Annotated in this window: 20 protein-coding genes; 8 read left to right on the forward strand and 12 right to left on the reverse strand. The window is 52.3% G+C overall.

What is annotated here, in order from left to right:
- Positions 1–97: 97 nt before the first annotated feature.
- Complete coding sequence (galR, locus tag MUG06_RS11695; RefSeq protein WP_243078701.1) at positions 98–1099, forward strand: HTH-type transcriptional regulator GalR; 1002 nt, start codon at positions 98–100, stop codon at positions 1097–1099.
- A 114-nt stretch (positions 1100–1213) separates the two neighbouring features.
- On the opposite strand, the gene MUG06_RS11700 is transcribed toward galR, so the two are convergent.
- A complete protein-coding gene (locus tag MUG06_RS11700; RefSeq protein ID WP_243078702.1) occupies positions 1214–3589 on the reverse strand; it encodes a family 20 glycosylhydrolase in 2376 nt (791 codons plus the stop codon).
- 247 nt (positions 3590–3836) lie between these two features.
- Here MUG06_RS11700 and nrdD point away from each other — a divergent pair, with 247 nt between their 5' ends.
- Both nrdD and nrdG read left to right on the forward strand, forming a co-directional pair.
- Complete coding sequence (gene nrdD / locus MUG06_RS11705) at positions 3837–5975, forward strand: anaerobic ribonucleoside-triphosphate reductase (protein ID WP_243078703.1); 2139 nt, start codon at positions 3837–3839, stop codon at positions 5973–5975.
- Positions 5975–6439 carry an anaerobic ribonucleoside-triphosphate reductase-activating protein gene (gene nrdG, locus MUG06_RS11710; protein WP_243078822.1) on the forward strand — a complete coding sequence of 155 codons (465 nt, stop codon included), beginning with the start codon at positions 5975–5977 and terminating at the stop codon, positions 6437–6439. Before nrdD ends, nrdG begins: the two co-directional genes overlap by 1 nt.
- Here the strand turns inward: nrdG and MUG06_RS11715 are convergent.
- A complete protein-coding gene (locus MUG06_RS11715; protein ID WP_243078704.1) occupies positions 6431–7066 on the reverse strand; it encodes an NAD(P)H-binding protein in 636 nt (211 codons plus the stop codon). The two genes, nrdG and MUG06_RS11715, sit on opposite strands and share 9 nt — an antisense overlap.
- Positions 7067–7268: 202 nt before the next feature.
- On the opposite strand from MUG06_RS11715, the gene MUG06_RS11720 reads away from it, so the two are divergent.
- Positions 7269–7790 carry a type 1 glutamine amidotransferase domain-containing protein gene (locus tag MUG06_RS11720; protein WP_215847783.1) on the forward strand — a complete coding sequence of 174 codons (522 nt, stop codon included), beginning with the start codon at positions 7269–7271 and terminating at the stop codon, positions 7788–7790.
- A 35-nt stretch (positions 7791–7825) separates the two neighbouring features.
- Here the strand turns inward: MUG06_RS11720 and MUG06_RS11725 are convergent, their stop codons facing one another.
- Positions 7826–8266, reverse strand: coding sequence for a YhbP family protein (locus tag MUG06_RS11725; RefSeq protein WP_243078705.1), 441 nt, complete (start codon positions 8264–8266; stop codon positions 7826–7828).
- A gap of 92 nt (positions 8267–8358) precedes the next feature.
- Between MUG06_RS11725 and MUG06_RS11730 the strand changes: the two genes are divergently transcribed.
- Positions 8359–8646, forward strand: a complete 288-nt coding sequence (locus MUG06_RS11730) for a GIY-YIG nuclease family protein (RefSeq protein WP_243078706.1) — start codon at positions 8359–8361, stop codon at positions 8644–8646.
- Here the strand turns inward: MUG06_RS11730 and MUG06_RS11735 are convergent.
- Both MUG06_RS11735 and MUG06_RS11740 read right to left on the reverse strand, forming a co-directional pair.
- Positions 8630–9136, reverse strand: coding sequence for an N-acetyltransferase (locus MUG06_RS11735; protein ID WP_243078707.1), 507 nt, complete (start codon positions 9134–9136; stop codon positions 8630–8632). The genes MUG06_RS11730 and MUG06_RS11735 overlap by 17 nt on opposite strands.
- Positions 9130–9654, reverse strand: coding sequence for an SCP2 domain-containing protein (locus MUG06_RS11740; RefSeq protein WP_215847786.1), 525 nt, complete (start codon positions 9652–9654; stop codon positions 9130–9132). The genes MUG06_RS11735 and MUG06_RS11740 overlap by 7 nt, the downstream gene beginning before the upstream one ends.
- Positions 9655–9857: 203 nt before the next feature.
- Between MUG06_RS11740 and MUG06_RS11745 the strand changes: the two genes are divergently transcribed.
- From MUG06_RS11745 to MUG06_RS11755, 3 genes are all read left to right on the forward strand, one after another.
- Positions 9858–10853, forward strand: a complete 996-nt coding sequence (locus MUG06_RS11745; protein WP_243078708.1) for a peptidase U32 family protein — start codon at positions 9858–9860, stop codon at positions 10851–10853.
- Positions 10854–10862: 9 nt separating this feature from the next.
- The gene (locus MUG06_RS11750; RefSeq protein WP_243078709.1) at positions 10863–11747 is read left to right on the forward strand and encodes a U32 family peptidase; all 885 of its coding nucleotides are present in this window, start codon (positions 10863–10865) and stop codon (positions 11745–11747) included.
- A 113-nt stretch (positions 11748–11860) separates the two neighbouring features.
- Positions 11861–12871, forward strand: a complete 1011-nt coding sequence (locus tag MUG06_RS11755) for a luciferase-like monooxygenase (RefSeq protein WP_243078710.1) — start codon at positions 11861–11863, stop codon at positions 12869–12871.
- Positions 12872–13142: 271 nt separating this feature from the next.
- On the opposite strand, the gene MUG06_RS11760 is transcribed toward MUG06_RS11755, so the two are convergent.
- The 7 genes from MUG06_RS11760 to infB form a co-directional block, all read right to left on the reverse strand.
- Positions 13143–15068 (reverse strand): DEAD/DEAH family ATP-dependent RNA helicase, encoded by a 1926-nt coding sequence (locus tag MUG06_RS11760; RefSeq protein ID WP_215847789.1) that lies wholly within the window; start codon positions 15066–15068, stop codon positions 13143–13145.
- A gap of 177 nt (positions 15069–15245) precedes the next feature.
- A complete protein-coding gene (gene nlpI, locus MUG06_RS11765) occupies positions 15246–16130 on the reverse strand; it encodes a lipoprotein NlpI (protein ID WP_243078711.1) in 885 nt (294 codons plus the stop codon).
- A 129-nt stretch (positions 16131–16259) separates the two neighbouring features.
- Positions 16260–18395, reverse strand: coding sequence for a polyribonucleotide nucleotidyltransferase (gene pnp / locus MUG06_RS11770; protein ID WP_243078712.1), 2136 nt, complete (start codon positions 18393–18395; stop codon positions 16260–16262).
- A gap of 305 nt (positions 18396–18700) precedes the next feature.
- Positions 18701–18970 (reverse strand): 30S ribosomal protein S15, encoded by a 270-nt coding sequence (gene rpsO, locus MUG06_RS11775; RefSeq protein ID WP_006121766.1) that lies wholly within the window; start codon positions 18968–18970, stop codon positions 18701–18703.
- Positions 18971–19096: 126 nt separating this feature from the next.
- Positions 19097–20041, reverse strand: coding sequence for a tRNA pseudouridine(55) synthase TruB (truB, locus tag MUG06_RS11780; RefSeq protein WP_243078713.1), 945 nt, complete (start codon positions 20039–20041; stop codon positions 19097–19099).
- Positions 20041–20448 (reverse strand): 30S ribosome-binding factor RbfA, encoded by a 408-nt coding sequence (gene rbfA / locus MUG06_RS11785; protein WP_215847791.1) that lies wholly within the window; start codon positions 20446–20448, stop codon positions 20041–20043. Before rbfA ends, truB begins: the two co-directional genes overlap by 1 nt.
- A gap of 61 nt (positions 20449–20509) precedes the next feature.
- Positions 20510–23203: a translation initiation factor IF-2 gene (gene infB, locus MUG06_RS11790; protein WP_215847792.1), complete on the reverse strand. Its 2694-nt coding sequence runs from the start codon at positions 23201–23203 to the stop codon at positions 20510–20512.
- Between the last annotated feature and the right edge of the window lie 6 nt (positions 23204–23209).

A 23209-nucleotide genomic window follows, 5' to 3' on the forward strand; every position in this document is an offset into this window, starting at 1 on the left:
TTGCGACGACGCTGGCATTCTGTTGGGTTGATGTGAGCCTGCTTTTCCGTAACACTGATGCCATGTGTAAACGTTTTCCCCGGAAGCAGGTAAACGCATGTCGACCATTAAGGATGTTGCCAGACTGGCGGGCGTTTCTGTCGCCACGGTTTCTCGCGTTATCAATAATTCCCCTAAAGCCAGTGAAAGCTCGCGTCAGGCTGTAGGCCAGGCAATGGAGCAACTGCAATATCATCCAAACGCCAATGCACGCGCTCTGGCGCAGCAATCCACTGAAACCTTGGGTTTAGTCGTGGGTGACGTTTCCGATCCCTTTTTCGGCGCAATGGTTAAAGCTGTTGATGAGGTGGCAGGACAAACCGGTAACTTTTTGCTGATTGGTAACGGTTACCACAATGAGCAAAAAGAGCGGCAGGCGATTGAGCAATTAATGCGTCATCGCTGTGCAGCGTTGGTGGTTCACGCCAAAAAAATTCCTGATGCCGAACTGGAAGTGTTAATGAAGCAAGTACCGGGGATGGTGCTGCTCAATCGGCTGCTCAAAGGCTTTGAAAAACGCTGCATCGCGCTCGATGACCGCTACGGTGCCTGGCTGGCGACGCGCCATCTGATTCAGTTGGGCCATCAAAATATTGCCTTCGTCTGCTCTACTCATACCATTTCCGACGCGGAAGATCGTTTGCAAGGCTATTACGACGCGCTGAAAGAGCACGGTTTGCCGTGTAACGACCGCCTGGTGACGTGGGGCGAACCGGATGAAGTCGGCGGCGAACAGGCAATGACTGAGCTGTTAGGACGCGGCAGAAATTTCACCGCCGTCGCCTGCTATAACGACTCGATGGCTGCCGGTGCACTGGCGGTGCTAAGCGACAACGGCGTACGTGTCCCGGAAGAGATGTCACTGATTGGTTTCGATGATGTGTTGGTGTCGCGCTATGTACGTCCGCGCCTTACCACGGTGCGCTACCCGATTGTCACCATGGCGCAGCAGGCCGCAGAACTGGCGTTAGCATTGGCTAACGACCAGCCGCTGCCTGAAGTGACGAATATGTTTAGTCCGACGCTGGTGCGGCGTCATTCTGTCAGCAGGCCCATTTAATCCCGCTGTCTACTCCGAACGACAGATGCGTTGGCTGCGCATGTTCGCCCCGGCCACTTACCTGCGTAAGCGCCCGGGGACTTACCCGCTTGCCGCCTCAAGCGACGCGCTCTTTTATTTAAAGGCGCGCAACAATTTCTCTAGCGGCCGCACCAGTGCAATCACCGTTTCATCCTGCAATTGCGCCGCTGCATCCAGTTTGGCATGCATGTCGGCCACGTCGTTGGCACCAAATGCCTGATTACGCGTATAGGCATTCACCAATTCAATTCCCATTTGGCTCAGCTCATTGACCTGTTTGGCGCTGTTTTCGAGCGGCTGTAACATATAACTGGCGCTTAGCAGCGGTTTTAACTGATCGTTGTTATCGTGCCAAATGTGCAACTGCGCACGAATCGCTGCCGCTGCGGATGAATTGGCCCGGTTGGCAATCAGCGCATCCACCTGTTTGTCCAGGGCGCGTACCGCAAGACTTTCTGCTGGCAGCACATCCGCCAGACGATTCAAGGGTTCGTGATAATCATAATGTCCCGCCTGAAATTTCAGATGCTGACGCGTGTAATATTGCGCCGGTTCCAGTGCTTGTGCGAACAGCCGTAGCGGTTGAATATCACTACGATTCGCCAATCGCATCATCTGCTGTTCAGCTTGTGCATGTTGCTGCGTGCCGACTGAGATTGTGGTCCAGCGATCCATAGCTTCAAGGCGTTGATACATATTGTCGGGTTGAGTGACGTCTTTTGCCGACCATAAACGTTCAGCAACCGCAAAAGCACGTGGCCATAATTTGGTATCAATGATGCTGCTGTTAACGTTCTCGGCCCAGAGTGCGGCTTCACCGCCCAACAGGTTTTGCTGCATCTGCTGCGGATTCGGCAGCGTTGGGACGATACCTGCTGGCACTTTCGCCATCCGCTTCCCTTGTGTGGCATAACGCACATTGCCAACCAGCATGTAACCGCTAAGCGCATCTGGCGTGAGCGTCAGGGTCGGTTTAAGAGGCCCCATCCAGGTATCAACCTCGAAGCTCACCTGCTGCGATGAAAGCCAGGTAATGCTCTTCACCATGCGACGCGATTTACCAGCGAAATCGATAAAGCCACGCCAACCCTCTTTGCCCTCGATCAGCGTAAAACTGCCGTCGACGGCCTTGCCTTTGAGGCGTGGCAGAGTAAATGACCAGCTCTGCGCCTGTTCGCCGCTGTGGATCTCATCCTGTGCTTCCAGACCTTGCGGGAAGATTTCATTGCGATAGTGATAATCGGCAGGTTGTGGCTGATCGAGATAAAAACCGGTAGAGAGAATGCCGCGATAATTATCTTTGGCCACCGCGCCCAGCGCATCCTGACCTTGCCACGACTGAATTAAAATACTGCGTGGCAGGTCAGGATGATAAATCTCATCCCAACCCACCATTTGACGATGATGCGCTTCAAGAATCTTCTCGACCCGCAGATTGAAGTAAGCCTGTAACGCATGGGCATCTTTCAGGTTATTGTCGCGCATGAACTGCTGAATTTTGCTGGACGCATTCCATTGAGTGGGATCCACCTCATCACCACCAATATGCAGGTAGGGATCGGGGAAGATCGCCGCCATTTCGCCCACCAGCGTATCGATCACGTGATAAACCTGCTCATTGCTGGGATCGAGCAGCGGCTTAAATACGCCCCAGCCACGCTCCATTTTGTAAGGTCCCGGCGCGCTCATCAGTTCAGGCATTGCCACCGCGATAGCAGAAGCGTGTCCCGGTACATCCAGTTCCGGCACCACACGCACGCCGCGCTCGGTAGCATAGCGCACCACTTCGCGCATCTCTTCTTGGCTATAAAACAGGCCATCGCTGGCCTTCTGTTGCAGCTGCGGATAATGGCTGGATGCAAAGCGCCAGCCCTGATCGTCAGTCAAATGCCAGTGAAAAACGTTCATACGCGCAGCAGCAAGACCATCGATCTGCCGTTTGATGGTTTCAATCGGCATGAAATGACGCGCGCCGTCGATCAGCAAACCACGCCATGGAAAGCGCGGTTTGTCGTGAATGGTGACGTAAGGTATTGCCGTCTCTTTGTCCCCATTTTCAATCAGCTGTAACAACGTTTCCATACCGCGCATCGCGCCGAACCGGGTATTTGCACTGAGCAGCACACCGTCACCGTTGACCTGCAACTGGTAGCTTTCATCGCTGTCCGGTTTAGGGAGCGGGTCAACGGCGCGCGCAATCACCACGCGAATGGTTGGATGTTCAACCGGCTGCGCCGCTGGCAGCAATGGCCAGCCCGTTTGCCGGGCAATGCGCGCCAGCCAACGCGACTCAGCGCCAGCCAGATGATCGCCAGAAATATTCAGCGTTAGCTGTGGCGTCAAACGTAATTTCTCTCCGCTGGCAGGCTGCTCAACCTGTTGCGGCCAAGGCATTAAAGACAAGTTTTCGGCAAAAGCGGAGAAGGACAAAGCGCAACAACAGGCAACAAAAGAACGGCGTAACGACATCGGCGGGCATCCTTGTAGAGTCAATGACGAGAAGAGAGCACAAAGGCTTCATTAAAGTTGTTTCGCGGCGTAAATCAAGTGAGTCGCAGAGAAGTGTGAACCTATCCCCGTTTTTAGGCTGCGGACGCCTTTTCAAAACTGGATATCGCTTCTTTGTTTTCGGTCAAATTGAGCAGCATTATTTCAAGGAAATAACTACATGTAGTGCGTATGCTCCTTAAAAACATCTATATATGGATTCAGGAAGATGGCAACGGTGGTAATAAAACGCGACGGGTGTCGCATTGGGTATGATGCGCAGCGCATTCGTGATGCGGTTGCAGCCGCAGCATTAGCAGTAAAAGTTGATGATGCGGCCTGGTGTGCAGCGGTGGCAGATAACGTCAGCGCGCAGCTGGCAGAAAAGCATGAAGTCGATATTCGTGATATTCAGTATGCCGTTGAGGAAACCTTGATGTGTGGGCCTTATCCGCATCTGGCGCGTGCTTATATTGAGTATCGTCATGACCGCGATGTCGCACGTGAACAACGTGGCAAACTGCATCACGCTATTCGCGGTTTGGTCGATCAGACCAATGCGGCCTTGCTCAATGAAAACGCCAATAAAGACAGCAAAGTGATCCCGACGCAGCGCGATTTGCTGGCGGGGATCGTCGCTAAACATTATGCGCAACAGCAAATTCTGCCGCGTGATGTCGTGCTGGCGCACGAACGCGGTGAAATTCATTATCACGATCTCGATTATTCCCCTTTCTTCCCGATGTTTAACTGCATGCTGATCGATTTAACGGGCATGTTGAACAACGGTTTCAAAATGGGCAACGCGGAGATCGCACCGCCGAGATCCATTGCCACTGCAACCGCCGTGACCGCACAAATTATTGCGCAGGTCGCCAGTCATATTTACGGCGGCACCACTATCAACCGCATTGATGAAGTGCTCGCGCCTTTTGTGGCGCTGAGCCTGGCGAAACATCGCGCGGTGGCTGACGAATGGCAGATCGCGGAGCCAGAAGCCTATGCGCGGGCACGCACTGAAAAAGAGTGTTATGACGCTTTTCAGTCGTTGGAATATGAGGTCAACACGTTGCATACCGCCAACGGACAAACGCCGTTTGTGACATTTGGCTTTGGTCTCGGCACCGATTGGGCGTCGCGTTTGATTCAGCAATCCATTTTACGTAACCGACTGGCCGGATTGGGTAAAAATCATAAAACGGCGGTGTTCCCTAAGCTGGTGTTTGCGATTCGTGAAGGCGTTAACCGCCGCGCGGGCGACGTCAATTACGATATCAAGCAGCTGGCGCTTGAATGCGCCAGCAAACGCATGTACCCCGACATTTTGAATTACGATCAGGTGGTTCAGGTCACCGGCTCATTCAAAACGCCCATGGGCTGCCGCAGCTTTCTGGGCGTGTACGAAGAGAACGGCCAGCAGATTCACGAAGGACGCAATAACATTGGCGTAATCAGCCTGAACCTGCCACGCATTGCGCTGGAAGCCCAAGGGGATGATGCGCGTTTTTGGTCGCTGCTGGATACGCGACTGGCGCTGGCGAAACGCGCATTAATGACGCGTGTGGCACGGTTGGAGAAAACCAAAGCGCGCGTCGCGCCGATTCTCTATATGGAAGGCGCATGTGGCGTTCGGCTTAAAGCGGATGATGAGATTGGCCCGATTTTTCGCCATGGTCGCGCATCGCTTTCGCTGGGTTTTATCGGCCTGCATGAAACACTGAATGCACTGAGCGGCGGCGCTCAACATCCTTACGACAGTGCGGCGCTGCGTAACAAAGGCGTTGCCATTATTACGCATATGCGGGCAGCCACAGAAGCCTGGAAAGCCGAAACCGGCTATGGCTTCAGCCTCTACAGCACGCCAAGTGAAAATCTGTGCGACCGTTTTTGCCGCCTTGATGCGGCCGAATTTGGCGTGGTCGCAGGCGTCACCGATAAAGGCTATTACACCAACAGCTTCCACCTTGATGTGGAGAAAAAGGTTAATCCCTACGACAAAATCGACTTCGAAGCGCCCTATCCGGCGTTAGCGAGTGGCGGGTTCATCTGTTACGGCGAATATCCCAACATGCAACACAACCTGAAAGCGCTGGAGGATGTCTGGGATTACAGCTACGACCGCGTGCCTTATTACGGCACCAATACGCCTATCGATGAATGTTACGACTGCGGCTTCAGCGGCGAGTTTAGCTGTACCAGCCGCGGGTTTACTTGTCCGCAATGCGGTAATCACGATCCGGCGCGCGTTTCGGTTACGCGGCGCGTCTGCGGTTATCTCGGCAGCCCGGATGCCCGACCCTTTAACAGCGGCAAGCAGCAGGAAGTACAGCGCCGCGTCAAACATCTCGACAGCGGGCCGCTGGGATGATGCATGTTCATCGCTATTACGACGTCGATGTCGTGAATGGACCCGGCACTCGCTGCACGCTGTTTGTGGCAGGCTGCGAGCATCAGTGTCGCGGCTGTTACAACCAAAGCACCTGGCGGCTCGATTCTGGCGTGCCCTTTAGCCTGGAAATGGAGGAGCGTCTGTTGGCAGATTTAATGGATACGCGCATTCCGCGCCAGGGGTTGTCGCTAAGCGGTGGCGATCCGCTGCATCCGCATAACGTGCCGCACATTCGCCGTCTGGTTAAGCGAGTACGCAAAGAGTGCGCGGGGAAAGATATTTGGCTGTGGACCGGCTATCAAATTGACGAACTGAATGCGTCACAGCGCGAAGTGCTGGATTTTATCGATGTGTTAATTGATGGGCGTTTCATTGAGGCAGAGAAAGATGCCACGCTGCAATGGCGCGGCAGCCGCAATCAACAACTCTGGTATTTACGTTAAGTTGCGCGGAATGTCACCGGATTCAATGACGGTGACGCGCGCTTTTCCCGGTAAAAATGCCTGATCGTGCAGGCATTGCGCGACATCGCGTGCCTGCACCGAACGCCAGTTGCCAGGCAACATATTGAACAGCGGGGCCATCAGACTTTCACCGCCACGTTTCTTCGACCGCTCACCCAGCAGCAGTGAAGGTCGCACCAGCGTAAGGTGCGGCCAGCCTTGATGACGCAGCGCGTTTTCCATCTCACCTTTTACCCGGTTATAGAAAAACGGCGAGCTACGATTAGCGCCGTGTGCGCTGACCACCAGCATCTGTTTTGCTCCGAGCCGTAAGCCGCTTAATCCGCTATCTACCACCAACGTGTAATCAACGTGTACAAACGCTTCTTTACTGCCCGCCTGCTTGCGCGTGGTACCCAGACAGCAAAATACCGTATCCAGCGAGGCTTCTAGCGGGCCCAAAACATCTGTGAGATCCGCTTCAACGGGATTCACCACTTTACGCATCGCGGGTAATGGCCGCCGCGTGGGCGCGATGATTTCGTCGATGCGTGAATCCTCAATCAACAGGCGTAGCAGATATGACCCCACCAACCCGGTTGCACCAGTCAGTAATACGCGATTCATCGCATCCCCTTATACATTATTCTACTTAATGACAAAAAGAGTGCTCATATCCCCGGCTTGGCTTGCATTTTCATCATTGCCGACCAGGCTTAATGGGTATGAATATCCTGAGTTATTCAGATTGCAGCAGTGCTGCTGCAGCGTGAAGCACGATGGGTAGAGAATAGCGTAAGTCGCGCTACACACTATTAAGGAGGAATAAATGAGCAAGAAAGTTGCGGTTTTGATCACCGATGAATTCGAAGACTCAGAATTTACCTCACCTGCAGATGCTTATAAGCAAGCAGGTTTTGACGTTGTAACCATTGAGATGCAGGCCGGGAAAACCGTTAAAGGCAAAAAAGGCGAAGCAGAAGTGACAATCGATCGCAGCATCGATGATGTCAGCCCTGCTGAATTTGATGCGCTGCTGCTACCAGGCGGACACTCCCCAGATTCACTGCGCGGCGATGATCGTTTTGTCACGTTCACGAAAGATTTTGTCGCCACCGGCAAGCCGATCTTTGCTATCTGTCACGGTCCGCAGTTGCTGATTAGCGCTAACGGCGTGCGTGGACGCAAAATGACCTCGGTCAAGGCTATCGCCATCGACCTGATTAATGCCGGGGCGGACTTCCATGACAAAGAAGTCGTTGTGGATAATGACAAGCTTGTCACCAGCCGTACGCCTGATGACTTACCGGCGTTTAATCGCGAGTCAGTGCGGATTCTGCAAGCGCTGTAAGCTTATTTCCCTTTCCCGCCAGGGAAAGGGAATTTTCAGTCCAGATTGGCTCGCTGCCAGATAATCTTCTTACCGAATCCCAAGGCATTATCAGTCATTTTCAATTCGTCTAAACGGATCTCCCAAAGCGGTGCGGAAACTTTGCGCGCAATAGGGAAGCGCTTCTGATAAGCCTGACGCGCTATCGATTCAGTCTCATCTTCACTTTTTAATAACGCGATTCGCCCGCGATACTGTACGCCTTTTATCAATAACACCGTTTTAGGTTGACCATTCACGGTGCCCGCCACTTGCGTATTTTTCATTAACAACAAGCCGTGGCGCGTATCTGTCTCCGTCATGATCCAAAAGGCCATGCGCGTTTCATCAAAAACATAAAAACAGTTGGCGCACCATAATTCACTGTCTGCAGCACAGCAGAGAGAAAGAACGTGTTGCTTTTTCAGGTAACGAACCAGATGAGGACGGTCGGACACAAGGCGCTCCATTCAATGCGCAATTCGCCAGATAGCCGCCACGCCACAAGCGCGCTACACTGCCCGGCAGGCATTATTGAGAGAAATGGGTTATGAATCAGAGCTGGCAGCTCTACATTGTGCGCACTGCCGCAGGCATCCTTTACACAGGAATTACCACTGACGTCATTCGTCGCGTTAATCAGCATCAAAATGGACGCGGTGCTCGCGCCCTGCGCGGCAAAGGTCCTCTTGATTTAGTGTTCCACTGCGAAGCTGGCGATCGTGCCCGAGCATCGCAACTGGAGTATCAGGTTAAGCAGCTGACGCGTCAGCAAAAACTGCTGTTAGTCGCCAGCCAACCTGCCAGCCTTGAGGACTGGTTTAGTCGAAGCGATTAAAGGGTTCGCCGAACTCGACTTGTCCTTCTGCGCCCTCAAAAGCGTCCTCCGCCAGACGGTAGATCTGGAAAGCTGCTTCTGCGCCCTGCCAGCGGCAATGTAGGCCGTGTCGCGCCGCCGGTTCAAAACCAAAGCGATTAAAAAATGCCGGATCGCCTAGCACCACGACCGCGCTGTAGCCGAACTCGTTGAGCGTATCCAGCCCTTCATAAATCAGCTGCTTGGCGATGCCTTGACCGCGCAAGCTTTCATCCACCGCCAACGGGGCTAAGGCTACCCAGCCACGATCTTCACCTTGCAACGTCACTGGACTGAAAGCCGCGTAACCTAAAACTTGACCTTCATCGTCCGTGGCCACTACGCCAAGCGTGAGTAAACCATCTTCGCGTAATGACTGTGTTAATTCCGCTTCGGCGGCGCTCTTGAAGCAGCGTTTCAGTAAACTGTCGATACCTGCTGCATCGACACCAATCTCGGTTCGAATCAACATGTGTCACCTGCGCGTGCCTGAGCGGCTTTTGAGTCCAGTGTCATACCAGCTTCCACAAAAGCAGCAAGCTGCTGCAATCCCGTGCGTAACGGCGTGGGCATGGCGTCAAGTTCAATTGCATCCATTACGTTCTTCACCTCCAGTCCCAATTCTGTATCGCCTTCAATAACCAGTCGGCGTTGAAAAAATAACATATCGGGATCTGCTTTACGTGCTGCCACCAGCAATAAATCGTTGGCATTGCCCCGAAACCAGACATCCGCTTCGGCATCCTGCAATACCGCCAGTTGGCCATTCTGAATCGTGGTGACCCATGTTAAATTCACATCACCAATTTCGATACCCAGAAAGCGCCCTTCCAGAAAGTTTAACTCACCTTCAGCCAAAGAATGACGAAATTGCCAGTTTAAGAGTTGTTGCAGTAACAACTTTTTAACGAAAAATGGGGTGAGCGATGCAGATAACCCTAAGATTTTTGGTCCTTTTTTGACACAATGCGCATGCAGCTGGCTAAACACACTCTTTACTCCCTTAAAAAAATTTTACGTATAGTGCCACATCATGTTGCCCGTGCGTCCGCTCAGATCAATAAAACCCGACTAATAATGCCCAAAAAAACAGCAGCCACGTTGATGATTTAGGGTTTCACTGCCTTAAATCAACATTTTCTCCCGCACGTATGCCTAGACTCAATGCCCATTGTATATCGTGAGGATTGACCATGGAGCTGCTTTGCCCAGCAGGGAATCTGCCGGCAGTACGCACTGCGGTAGAAAATGGGGCTGACGCGGTCTACGTTGGCCTGAAAGATGACACCAATGCACGCCATTTTGCCGGGCTGAATTTCACCGATAAGAAGCTAGCAGAAGCGGCGCGCTATCTTCATCAGCATCGCCGTAAATTGCATGTGGCGATCAACACTTTCGCACATCCCGATGGCGCAGGACGTTGGCAGCGAGCCATTGATGTCGCGGCACAAAACGGCGCAGATGCGTTAATCCTTGCCGACATCGCGACGCTGGAATATGCCACTAAACATTATCCGCAGGTTGAACGTCATCTGTCGGTGCAGGCTTCAGCAACCAATCTTGAAGCGATTCGTTTTTATCATCGCCATTTTAATCTGCATCGTGTGGTGCTACCGCGCGTGCTATCGATTCATCAGGTTAAACAATTGGCACGCAGCACGCCGGTGCCGCTGGAAGTCTTCGCCTTTGGCAGTTTATGCATTATGGCTGAAGGCCGTTGTTATCTTTCATCCTGGTTGACGGGTGAATCTCCCAACAGCGCAGGCGCCTGTTCGCCAGCAAAATTTGTCCGTTGGCAGCAAACTCCTGCAGGCATGGAATCCCGGCTGAATGAAGTGTTGATTGATCGCTATGCGCCTAATGAAAGCGCCGGTTATCCCACGCTGTGTAAAGGCCGCTACCAGGTTGATGAGCAGCTTTATCACGTTCTGGAAGAGCCGACCAGTCTGAACACACTGGAACTGCTACCAGAACTGCTTAAGGCTGGCGTGGCATCGGTGAAGATTGAAGGACGCCAACGCAGCCCCGCGTATGTGGCTGACGTTGCCCGTGTCTGGCGGCAGGCGATTGACCGCTGTATCGCACAACCCGAACAGTTTGTGGTGGCACCACAATGGATGAATTCGCTGGGTGCACTTTCTGAAGGTACGCAAACCACGCTAGGTGCGTATCACCGCGAGTGGCAATAAGGAGTCGTTATGAAATATGCCCTTGGGCCGGTGCTCTGGTATTGGCCCACCGATCAGCTGGAGGCGTTTTATCATCAAGCCGCGAGCAGCAGCGCAGAAATCATTTACCTGGGCGAAGCCGTCTGTAGCAAACGCCGGGCCACCTCTTTTTCGGGTTGGATGACGCTGGCGCGCGAGTTGGCAGCAAGTGGTAAACAGGTGGTTATCAGCACGCTGGCGCTGCTGCAATCCCCTTCTGAATTGAAAGAGTTGCAGCGTTATGTCGAAAATGGCGAATTTCTCATTGAAGCGAATGACTTCGGCACGGTGAATATGGCGGCGGAACGCAATCTTCCCTTTGTTGCCGGGCCAACACTCAATATTTATAACGCCGACACGCTGCAACTGTTGGTGAAAGAGGGAATGACGCGCTGGTGCATGCCGGTTGAGATGTCGCGTGACTGGCTTTTACTGCTGCTTCAGCAGTGTGATGAGCGCGGTATTCGTCAGCAGTTTGAAGTTGAGATTCTTGGCTACGGCAATCTGCCGCTGGCGCTATCGGCGCGCTGCTTTACTGCACGTTCAGAAAATCGCGCCAAAGATGCCTGCGAAACCTGTTGTATCAATTATCCCAATGGCCGTCGCGTGATGTCACAAGAACGCCAGCAGGTGTTTGTGCTTAACGGCATTCAGACCATGAGCGGCTACTGCTATAACCTCGGCAACGATCTGGTTGGCATGCATAATTGGGTTGATATCGTGCGCTTATCGCCGCAAAACGTCGGTACGCTTTCAGAAATTAAGCGCTTTCGCGCTAATGAAGAGGGCCAGAGTCCATTGCTGCTAGCAAAAGGCAATGACTGTAACGGTTACTGGCGCAAGCTCGCCGGTATGGCATTAACGCCGCAACCCTGAAAGGCACATAGAGGCTATATTTCGGTCAGTGTTAACAGTTTTAATATGGGTAATGATGCGTAATACTGGTTGGAGAAGGGTTTAACGCCTGCGCCATACACTTTGGAGTACCCATGTCTGAGAAAAAAAACGTCCGCCTTTCCGTATTGGATCTGGCCCCAATTCCGCAAGACGCCACGGCGCGTGACGCTTTCCATAATTCGCTGGCGCTGGCCCGCCAGGCTGAAACTTTAGGCTTCCAGCGTTACTGGCTGGCTGAGCACCACAATATGACCGGCATTGCCAGCGCAGCAACCGCTGTGCTGATTGGCTATCTTGCCGCGAATACCGAAACACTGCAGTTAGGTTCCGGTGGCATCATGTTACCTAACCATGCGCCATTGGTGATCGCTGAGCAGTTCGGTACGCTCGCTTCACTTTATCCTGGCCGTATAGATTTGGGACTGGGCCGAGCGCCAGGTTCGGATCAGCGGACCATGATGGCGCTGCGTCGCCACCTTTCGGGGATTCATGCTGATACCTTCCCGGAAGATGTACAGGAATTGATCAACTGGTTCGATGCTGAAGAAGGCGAACATCCCGCTGTACAGCCCGTACCCGGTTTAGGGATGAAGATTCCCGTCTGGTTACTCGGTTCCAGCCTGTATAGCGCGCAGCTTTCTGCCAAAATGGGTTTGCCGTTTGCTTTTGCCTCGCATTTTGCGCCCGATCAGTTATTCCAGGCTTTGCATGTTTATCGCGAGAACTTCCAACCTTCTGCGCGACTGGCCAAACCTTACGCGACAGTGTGCATTAACATCGTTGCTGCTGATAGCGACAGCGACGCACGCTTCCTGTTTACGTCACAACAGCAGCAGTTTATAAATCTGCGTCGCGGTAAACCAGGTCCGCTGCCTGCTCCAGTTAAGAACATGGATAATCTGTGGTCGCCTTCTGAACAGTATGGCGTGCAACAAGCACTGAGCATGTCTTTGGTGGGTGACGTTGACAAAATACGTCACGGATTAGCAGCCTTGCAGCGTGAAACGCAGGCAGATGAAATTATGGTTAACGGCCAGATTCATGATCCTCAAGCACGTTTGCGGTCGTTTGCCATTGCCATGGAAGCCGCTCGAACCCTGTAATTATTCTGGTCGTGGCGCTTTTTATCGCCGTTTATTGACGAAAGTTCGGACCGGAATTTTCTCGTTGAAAAGCTTGAAGACTGCTGATGTGCAATACGCTTTGTTTGCTGGGGAATGAAGCGCTGATCAGAATGATGCTGGATTTTAAAAAGGTCCGCGTCGTCAGCAGGCGACCAGCGCTATTCCGGACGGGTTAAATGCATAAAAAAAGGAAGCCACATGGGCTTCCTTTTTTATTGCAACTCAGTGGGCGTTTCCGCCCAGCAAAGTCTTATGCATCACGACGACGTGGTGCTACTGCGGCACCGTCTTCACGACGTGGGCCACGGCTACCTTCACGGTTGAAAGTGCGTCCGCCTGCTTCACGACCGCCAGCTGGGCGCTCGGAAGAGAAACGACGACCGCCTTCACGACCTTCACGGTTTGCACCGGCTGGACCGCCACGACGCTCGCCACCGCCATCACGACCGCCTGGACGACGTTCGCCGCCACGACCTTCGTTTGGCTGTGCATCACCCAGCAACTGCATATTCATCGGCTTGTTCAGAATACGCGTACGAGTGAAGTGCTGAAGCACATCGCCAGGCATGCCTTTCGGCAGCTCGATTGTTGAGTGCGTACCAAACAGCTTGATGTTACCGATGTAACGACTGCTGATATCGCCTTCATTAGCAATAGCACCAACGATGTGACGAACTTCAACACCATCATCACGGCCTACTTCGATACGATACAGCTGCATCTCACCGACATCACGACGCTCGCGACGTGGACGATCGCCACCTTCACGGTTTTCGCGTGGACCACGTGAATCACGGCTGTCACGGCGGCCATCACGCTCATCACGATCGCGGAACTCACGACGTGCTGGACGCGGTGCTTCTGGTGGCAGAATCAGTGGACGTTCACCCTGTGCCATTTTCAGCAGCGCAGCAGCCAACGTTTCTAAATCCATCTCATCTTCCGGCTGCATCTTAGCCAGCAGCGCGCGATACAGATCCAGATCGCTGCTTTCCAGCTGCTGCTGAACTTTAGCAGCAAATTTAGCCAGACGACGTTCACCCAGCAGCTCTGCGTTAGGCAGCTCAACTTCTGGAATAGTCAACTTCATGGTGCGTTCGATGTTGCGCAGCAGACGACGCTCGCGGTTCTCAACGAACAGCAGCGCGCGGCCAGCACGACCCGCACGACCGGTACGGCCGATACGGTGAACGTAAGATTCTGCGTCCATCGGGATGTCATAGTTGACAACCAGGCTGATACGCTCAACATCCAGACCACGTGCAGCAACGTCGGTTGCAATCAGGATATCCAGACGACCATCTTTCAGGCGCTCCAGAGTCTGCTCACGCAGCGCCTGGTTCATGTCACCGTTCAATGCAGCACTGTTGTAACCGCTACGCTCCAGCGCTTCGGCCACTTCCAGTGTTGCGTTTTTGGTGCGCACAAAGATGATAGCCGCATCAAAATCTTCAGACTCAAGGAAACGAACCAGCGCGTCGGTTTTACGACCGTAAGCGGTCCAGTAAGACTGGCTGATGTCCGGGCGCGTGGTCAGGCTTGACTGAATACGCACTTCCTGAGGATCTTTCATGAAGCGTTTAGTAATACGACGAATCGCTTCTGGCATGGTTGCAGAGAACAGAGCGGTCTGATGACCGGCTGGAATCTGAGCCATGATGGTTTCAACGTCTTCGATGAAGCCCATACGCAGCATTTCGTCAGCTTCGTCCAACACCAGACCGCGCAGGTTAGAAAGATCTAACGTGCCGCGTTTCAGATGGTCCAGCAGACGGCCAGGTGTACCCACAACGACTTGTGGTCCCTGACGCAAAGCGCGCAGCTGTACGTCATAACGTTGGCCGCCGTAAAGGGCCACAACGTTCAGTCCACGCATGTGTTTAGCAAAATCAGTTACAGCTTCAGCAACCTGAACCGCCAATTCGCGGGTCGGTGCCAGCACCAGAATTTGTGGTGCTTTGACGGTTGGATCAATGTTGTTTAACAGCGGCAGAGAAAAGGCCGCGGTTTTACCACTCCCGGTCTGCGCCATGCCTAACACGTCACGGCCCGCCAGCAGGTGAGGAATACACTCAGCCTGGATTGGGGATGGCTTAACATAGCCCATACCGTTCAGTGATTCGAGGATGTCGGCGTTCAGGCCAAGGTCAGCAAAAGTGGTTTGAATATCAGTCATGTAGTACACGTGCCTCTTAGATTGCGGCGGCCAGTCTACATAACTCGTCGTGAAAACTTTCAGTTATTTTCATCAAAAAGTGTGAACCGGCTCAAATTAGAAGTTTTGACGAACAGGAAAGCCCTCACCTATCAAGATGATGACTTTACAGGTTTTTAGGCAATAAAAGTTCGTCAGCTATTGCTGGTCAGATTCTGATAAATCGTCTTGTGCCTGGCCGAGTTGCGCCAGTTCCAACAATGCGTATCGGTGTTCAACAAAGTTATTTACATTGTTGGCCACCGCCAGTTTGAACAACGCTTTCGCGTCGTCCTTCTCCCCCAGACTTAGGTAGTACTTACCTAAATAGAAGTTGGTTTCACTGAGATGTTCAGCGAGCGAGGTGTTATCCGTTGCGTCCATCTTGAGACGTTCCATCAGCGTTTTTTCGCTGATATCGCCCAAGTAGAACTCGACAATGTTCCATCCCCATTGATCTCGAACCGCTTTGTCGTAACGCTGTTGCAAAGTTACTTTTGCTTTGTCGACATCCATCTCGCGTTCAACGAGATAAAGCCACAAACTGCGGAAAGGATCGTTAGGATCGTCTTGATAAAACGCCAGCAGATCATCTTGCGCTAACTTGTATCGACCGCCGTAATAGAGGGCGATACCACGGTTTAAATGCGCATAGTTGTAAGTTGGATCAAGCTCAAGTACAGAATCAAACGCTTCATAGGCGGCATCAAAGTTGCCAGCCTGCGTTAAGTATATGCCGAGGTAATTAAATACTTCTGGCATATCCGGTCTTATAGACAGCGCTTGCGAAAAATCGTTTCGCGCTAATGCCCTCAGACCTAAACTATCATACAACACTCCGCGCTCATATAACAGCTGTGCGCGTTCATCATCGGTGAGGGCTCGACTGGCAAGAATTTGTTCCATGCGCGCCAGAATCACTTCTTGCTGCAGTGTGGGCTGTAAAGGTACTGCAAGAACTTCGTTCTTACGCCAATTGGAGTTGCTGCATCCTGCCAGCGTCAAAGCTGTCGCAACAAAACACCAGCGCAAAAAAGGCTTCATTTCCCACTCCCGAATACAAACATTAGGATAACCGTCCTGTCATCCGCCTGCTGCGCACAAGGATTCCCGCCCTCGCGATAACACAAACGCCTCTCCCTGCTAAGCAAGGAGAGGCAAATCAGGAACGTCTTACTCTGCGTCAGGTGTGCTCACAGCTGCAGCTTCTTCAACCTGCGGTTTTGTCTCTGTGGCTTCTTTGATGCTCAGACGTACGCGGCCTTGGCGATCAACTTCCATCACTTTAACGGGCACTTCTTGACCCATCTGCAGATAATCGGTGACTTTCTCAACGCGCTTGTCAGCAATTTGAGAAATATGCACCAGACCTTCTTTACCACCACCGATAGCGACGAAGGCACCAAAATCTACGATGCGGGTGACTTTACCGCTGTAGATACGGCCTACTTCGATTTCAGCTGTAATCTCTTCGATACGGCGAATCGCTTCTTTCGCTTTCAGACCGTCGGTTGCCGCGATTTTCACGGTGCCGTCGTCTTCAATTTCAATGGTAGTGCCGGTTTCTTCAGTCAATGCACGAATTACTGAGCCGCCTTTACCGATGACATCTTTGATCTTGTCTGAACTGATCTTGATGGTGTAAATGCGTGGCGCAAATTCAGAGATTTCAGTACGCGGCGTGCTGATAGCCTGTTCCATCACGCCCAGAATGTGCAGACGCGCACCCTTAGCTTGATTCAAAGCCACTTGCATGATTTCGCGCGTGATACCTTCGATTTTGATATCCATTTGCAGCGCAGTGATACCTTCACGGCTACCCGCTACTTTGAAGTCCATGTCGCCAAGGTGATCTTCGTCACCCAGGATGTCTGACAGCACGACAAATTTTTCGTCTTCTTTAACCAAGCCCATCGCGATACCCGCAACGGCCGCTTTGATCGGTACACCCGCATCCATCAGGGCCAGCGATGCACCACATACAGAAGCCATTGAAGATGAACCGTTAGATTCGGTGATTTCAGACACAACGCGAACGGTGTAAGGGAAATCTTCCGCTTTTGGCATAACTGCCAACACACCGCGTTTTGCCAGACGACCGTGACCAATTTCACGACGCTTAGGCGATCCCACCATACCGGTTTCACCTACGGAGTACGGAGGGAAGTTATAGTGGAACAGGAAGCTGTCGGTACGTTCACCCATCAGCTCATCCAGATTCTGCGCATCACGTGTCGTACCCAGCGTGGCTGTTACCAGCGCCTGAGTTTCACCACGGGTAAACAGAGAGGAGCCATGAGTACGCGGCAGTACGCCAGTGCGCACATCCAGACCACGAATCATATCTTTTTCGCGACCATCGATACGCAATTCACCGTTCAGGATGCGAGTACGTACAACGTTTTTCTCGATAGCGTGCAGCAGATCGCTGATTTCACCTTCATCCAGCGTTTCTTCTTCAGCGAGCAGAGCAGCCGTAGTTTCGCTCTTGATCAGGTTAACCTGCTCATAACGCTGCTGTTTTTCAGTGATGCGATAAGCATCGCTCAGGCGAGTTTCAGCCAGAGCTGCAATGCGTGCATTCAGTGAAACGTTTGGCGCTTCTGGCTGCCAATCCCAACGTGGTTTACCTGCTTCAGCAACCAGTGAGTTAATGTTTTCGATAACGATTTGCTGCTGATCGTGGCCAAATACTACGGCACCCAGCATTTGCTCTTCAGACAGGATCTCTGCTTCAGATTCAACCATCAGTACAGCATTCTGCGTACCTGCAACCACCAGATCCAGACGAGATTCTTTGAGCTCATCTGCAGTTGGGTTCAGCACATACTGATCGTTAATGTAGCCTACGCGTGCAGAACCGATCGGGCCGTTGAAAGGCAGACCAGACAGCGACAGCGCTGCTGACGCACCGATCATCGCAACGATGTCAGGGTGAACTTGTGGGTTTACAGAAACAACAGTCGCGATAACCTGAACTTCGTTAACGAAACCTTCTGGGAACAGCGGGCGAATCGGACGGTCAATCAGACGCGCGATCAGCGTTTCGCCTTCGCTTGGACGGCCTTCACGACGGAAGAAACTGCCCGGGATGCGACCTGCTGCATAGGTACGTTCTTGATAGTTTACAGTCAGCGGGAAGAAATCCTGGCCTGGTTTAGATTTTTTCTGGCCTACAACGGTAACAAATACCGCAGTGTCATCCATGCTTACCATAACAGCTGCAGTGGCCTGGCGTGCCATCATGCCAGTTTCCAGCGTGACGGTATGCTGACCATATTGGAATTTGCGTACGATCGGGTTCAGCAAAATTAAAATCCTTAACTTCGGGGCAAGCCATCTTTAGCCTGCCATTGATTACCGATCTTCTGTTGCATCCTCGCGACTAATGACAACCTTAACCGCCCATGCGGTAAAGCCTCTCATTAGCCGCGCGAACCTCTGCAATCGAAGATCACTCTAAGCAACAATACATGAGTTTGGCCCGGATTGCTGCGGATTGCTCGAAAAAAGGGGCCATAAAGGCCCCCTTTTCGCGAAACTCGCACAAATCTGATCGTATGAGATGTTCTTTGCAAATTACTGCGCAGCACCTTCGATCAGATTCTTCAGACTTAGCGACGCAGACCGAGACTTTCGATCAGGCTGCTGTAGCGTGCAACGTCTTTACGCTTCAGGTAATCCAGCAGCTTACGACGCTGTGATACCATACGCAGCAGACCGCGACGGCTGTGGTGGTCTTTTTTGTGCTCAGAGAAGTGGCCCTGCAGATGGCTGATCTGCGCGGTCAACAGAGCAACCTGAACTTCAGTTGAACCGCTGTCGTTAGCACCACGACCATATTTAGCAACGATCTCTGCTTTAGCTTCTACGCTTAGAGACATAATAAACTCCAGTTAAATGAATGTATGGGTGCCGATCTCTAATTCAGCATCCCGCTTTAAAGCCGCACCATTCTACTCTTCGTCCGATAGCAACGCAAATCCCCTCAGACAAAAACAGGGCGTGGCTTAATCTTGATACTCAACCACCAAACGACGTGGCGCCACGCGCCCGTCATCGGCAATTTCAGCCATGCCGATGAATTTGCGCTCATCACCTTCGTAGACGCGAACCAATCCCGAGGCAGGCGAATTGCTGGCGTGCACAGGCTGGCCCTGCTTGAAGTAGGCCGCAGCAGCCAGGGGCAAATTCACTTCAGGAAAATCAGATGCCGGGCTGTCCATCGGTAACAACAGAGGATCAAGCTGTTCTTCTAAAGAAAGACCGGATTCTGTTGCTGCGGTAGCCAGCGCAGTGAGCTGCTCCAGCGTGACCATTTTCTCAAAGGGATAACGCGCAACCTGTACACGACGCAGCATGATGACATGCGCACCACAGCCAAGCTTTTCACCTAAATCGTCGATAATGGTGCGAATATAAGTGCCTTTAGAACAGTGGATTTCCAGCTCAAGCTCATCATCTTGCCAGCGAATAAACTGCAGTTCGTAAACAGTGATGGGACGTGCTTCACGCTCAATCTCAATGCCTTGACGTGCATATTCATAGAGCGGGCGACCTTGATGCTTCAATGCTGAAAACATTGAAGGTACCTGCAAAGTATCACCGCGGAAACTCTCTAGCGCGCTATCGAGTTCAGACTGACTAAATTCTACTGGGCGCGTTTGCACTACGCTTCCGTCAGCATCCGACGTGTCTGTTCGCTCACCAAGACGAGCAATAACACGATAACGCTTATCGGAATCCAACAGGTATTGAGAAAACTTGGTGGCTTCGCCCAAGCAAATCGGCAGCATACCGGTTGCCAGTGGATCGAGCGCGCCAGTGTGTCCTGCGCGGTTGGCGTTGAAGATACGCTTCACTTTTTGCAAGACATCATTGGAAGAGGCACCTTGCGGCTTGTCCAGTAACAGAACGCCATGGACATCGCGGCCGCGACGACGAGGACGACTCATTACGCTTCCTCGTCCTCATCCTTTGCATCTGTACCACGACGTTCAACGTCGCTTTTCACTACGCTGCTGACGAGATTCGACATGCGCATCCCTTCGATCAACGAGTTGTCGTAGAAGAAAGTCAGTTCAGGCACGATACGCAGACGCATGGCTTTGCCCAGCAGAATACGAATATAGCCAGAGGCTTCTTTTAATGCCTTCAGGCCATTCTTAACCGCTTCTTCATCTTTATCATTGAGGAAGGTAACAAACACTTTGGCATAAGCGAGATCGCGGGAGACCTCAACGCCGGAGACAGTAACCATCATGCCCAGACGTGGATCTTTAATTTCGCGTTGCAAAATCATCGCGATCTCTTTTTGCAGCTCTTGTGACACACGCTGCGGGCGACCAAATTCTTTCGCCATAATTATTTCTCCCAAATAATTCGGGAGGCCAGCGGCCTCCCAAATTGCATCACATCGTCTATTACTCGATGGTGCGTTTAACTTCAATCACTTCAAAGACTTCAATCATGTCGCCGGTACGTACGTCATTGTAGTTCTTAACGCCGATACCACACTCCATGCCGTTACGTACTTCGTTAACGTCATCTTTAAAGCGACGCAGTGATTCGAGCTCACCCTCGTAAATCACCACGTTGTCACGCAGAACGCGAATTGGATTGTGACGTTTAATGTTACCTTCCGTCACCATACAACCTGCGATAGCGCCAAATTTCGGTGATTTGAACACGTCACGTACTTCAGCCAGACCAATAATCTGCTGTTTGTACTCAGGTGCCAACATGCCGCTCATCGCTGCTTTAACTTCATCGATCAAGCTATAGATGACCGAGTAGTAACGCAGATCTACGCTTTCAGCGTCGATGACACGACGTGCTGATGCATCGGCACGTACGTTAAAGCCAAGGATGATTGCGTTAGAAGCTGCAGCCAGCGTTGCGTCGGTTTCGGTGATACCACCCACGCCAGAGCCAACAATCTTCACCTTCACTTCGTCGGTGGAGAGTTTCAGCAAGGAGTCGGAGATCGCTTCCACTGAACCCTGTACATCGGCTTTCAGCACGATGTTCAGTTCGGACACTTCGCCTTCGGTCATGTTGGCGAACATGTTCTCCAACTTCGACTTCTGCTGACGCGCCAGTTTCACTTCGCGGAATTTACCCTGACGATACAGTGCAACTTCACGCGCTTTCTTCTCGTCACGTACAACAGTCGCTTCGTCGCCTGCTGCTGGCACACCAGAAAGGCCCAGGATCTCAACAGGAATCGAAGGACCTGCTTCCATCACTTCGCGGCCCAGTTCGTCACGCATCGCACGAACACGGCCATATTCGAAGCCACACAGTACGATATCGCCTTTGTTCAGCGTACCTTCACGTACCAACACGGTTGCAACCGGACCACGACCTTTGTCGAGGAACGATTCGATAACCACGCCGCTCGCCATACCTTCACGGATAGCGGTTAATTCCAGTACTTCTGCCTGCAACAGAATCGCATTCAACAGATCATCAATGCCGGTACCTGCTTTAGCAGAGACATTAACGAACATGTTTTCGCCGCCCCACTCTTCCGGAATGATTCCGTACTGAGTCAGTTCGTTTTTAACGCGATCTGGATCGGCTTCTGGCTTATCAACCTTGTTCACCGCAACAACAACCGGCACTTTCGCTGCTTTGGCGTGCTGGATTGCTTCGATGGTCTGTGGCATTACGCCATCATCGGCTGCAACAACCAGGATTACGATATCCGTAGCCTGAGCACCACGTGCACGCATTGCGGTAAACGCGGCGTGTCCCGGGGTATCAAGGAAGGTCACCATACCGTTGTCAGTTTCGACGTGATAAGCACCGATATGCTGAGTAATGCCGCCCGCTTCGCCAGAGGCGATTTTGGTAGAGCGGATGTAATCCAGCAAAGAGGTTTTACCGTGGTCAACGTGGCCCATGATGGTCACAACCGGTGCACGAGATTCCTGTGCAGCATCGGTGTCACGATCGTCCATTACCGCTTCTTCCAGCTCGTTCTCACGACGAAGGGTAACTTTATGGCCCATTTCTTCAGCAACCAGCTGAGCGGTTTCCTGATCGATAACCTGGTTGATGGTCGCCATAGCGCCCATTCGCATCATCGCTTTGATGACCAGAGAACCTTTCACCGCCATTTTGTTAGCCAGTTCAGCTACAGTAATGGTTTCACCGATGACAACATCGCGGTTCACGGCCTGAGCTGGCTTATTAAAGCCCTGCTGCAGAGCACTTGGCTTGCGATGTTTTCCGCCTTTACCACCACGAATAGCGGCACGCGCTTCTTCACGGTCAGTTTTGGCTTCAGAATGCTTGTTGCCTTTTTTAGCCGGACGCGTTGCTTTAGCAGTAGTACGCGCACGTGCACGACCCGCTTCAACCTGACGATCATTCTCGTCTTCCGCCTGACGGGCGTGAGTCGAGGTGGTGACGTGATAGTCGCCTTTATCCTCTTCTTCTGGTTTCTCCCATTCGGCCGATTTCTCTTCGGCCAGACGGCGGGCTTCTTCTGCTACGAGGCGGGCAGCCTCTTCGAGTTTACGACGTGCTTCTTCTTCAGCTTTACGCTTAAGTTCGGCAGCTTCTGCTTCGCGACGGGCTTTGTCAGATTGCGCAGCCTTGGTCACGTCATCGGTAGGTTGATTATTCACTTTCTCATTTTCCGCTGCTGCACGTTTGGCCTTGTCAGCGGCTTCGCGCTTGGCTTTTTCTTCGGCTTCACGTTGCGCTTTCTGTTCAGCATCGCGACGGGCTTTTTCTTCAGCCTCGCGTTGCGCCTGCTCTTCCGCTACACGCTGTGCCTCGGCTTCAGCTTCTGCCTGAGCTTGCTCAGCATCTGCATCGCCTTTCACGTATGTACGCTTTTTGCGGACTTCAATTTGCACCGACTTACTTTTACCCCCGGTGCCAGGAATATTCAAGGTGCTACGCGTTTTACGCTGCAACGTCAGCTTGCTTGAACCGGCCTGACCATGCTCACGATTCAAGTGAGACAGTAAGGTTTCTTTCTCGTGCTGGGATACGGCGTCGTTTTCAGACTTAGGGATCCCCGCATCAGCAAATTGCTGTACCAGGCGATCGACCGGAGTCTGAATTTCTGCGGCCAGCGATTTTACGGTTACATCTGTCATGCTGTT

Source organism: Pantoea sp. MQR6, assembly GCF_022761075.1.
Classification (GTDB): Bacteria; Pseudomonadota; Gammaproteobacteria; order Enterobacterales; family Enterobacteriaceae; genus Pantoea; species Pantoea phytostimulans.